Raw genomic sequence first — 1,179 nt, 5'->3', positions numbered from 1 at the left:
CCGATGTCCACGTGCTCACGATCGAGCGGCACCGCTCCTCGTTCACCCTGGTGGTCGAGACCGTGCCGTCACTGGTGGGCTGTCCGGCTTGCGGGGTGCTCGCCGTCGGCCATGGCCGGGTGGCGGTGCTGCTGCACGACCTGCCTTGCGCCGGGGTGCCCGTGCGGGTGGTCTGGCGCAAACGCCGCTACCGCTGCCATGAGACGGCGTGCGAGGTGACGACCTTCAGTGAGGTCCACGAGCTGGCGGCACCGCGGGCCAAGCTCACCACCCGCGCGATTGCTTGGGCGGTGACGCAGCTGCGCTGCCACGACATCGCGGTCTCGGCCCTGGCCGAGATGCTCGGGGTCGCCTGGAACACCGTCTGGGACGCCATCACTCCAGTCATCGAGGCCCAGCTGGCCGCGGAGGATCGGCTGGCCGGGGTGGACGCCCTGGGCGTGGACGAGCACGTCTGGCGCCACGTGGGCCCACCCGGCACTGGGCTGGTCACCGGGATCGTGGACCACTCCCGCGGCGAGGACGGCCGGCCCCGGGCACGACTGCTGGATCTGGTGCCCGGGCGCACGGGGGCGGCCTACGGCGACTGGCTCATCGAGCAGGGGCCGGCGTTCACGAGCGGGATCCGCACGGCGACGCTGGATCCGTTCCACGGTTACGCCAATGCCATCCGCGACGAGCTCCCGGAGGCGATCACCGTTCTCGACGCTTTCCATGTGGTCAAGCTCGGCGGGCAGGTCGTCGATGAGGTCCGCCGCCGCGTGCAGCAGGACACTCTGGGCCACCGCGGGAGAGCCGGGGACCCGTTGTACGGGATCCGCCGCACCCTGCAGATCGGCGCCGAGCACCTGACCGAGAGGCAGGTCCGCCGACTCAACGCGAAGCTCGAGGCCGGGGACCCGCATCACGAGGTCACCCTTGCCTGGCATTGCTACCAGAAGCTGCGCGCGGTCTACCACGCCCGCCCCGAGCAGGGGCGCCGGCTCGTCGCCGAGATTCTCGGTGCCTTCCCGTCCTGTCCCATTCCGGAGATCGCCCGGCTCGGACGGACCTTACGCCGGTGGAAGGCCGCGATCCTGGCCTACTTCGATACCGCAGGAGCCTCGAACGGGCCCACGGAAGCGGTCAATGGCGTCATCGAGACCATGCGTCGCGTCGCCCGCGGCTTCCGCAACTTCG

At 70.8% G+C, this 1,179-nt stretch carries 1 protein-coding gene; it reads left to right on the top strand.

Annotated elements, in window-relative coordinates; translation table 11 throughout:
- Positions 1–1,179 (top strand): ISL3 family transposase (locus tag RF650_RS13520; RefSeq protein WP_368815176.1); only part of this gene is annotated, 1,179 nt, incomplete at both ends.

Origin of the sequence: Kocuria sp. CPCC 205297, from assembly GCF_040981035.1 — a bacterium.
Taxonomy (GTDB): Bacteria; Actinomycetota; Actinomycetes; order Actinomycetales; family Micrococcaceae; genus Kocuria; species Kocuria marina.
The sequence above is the reverse complement of the archived record's forward strand: the minus strand, read 5'-3'. Positions and strand labels throughout refer to the sequence as shown.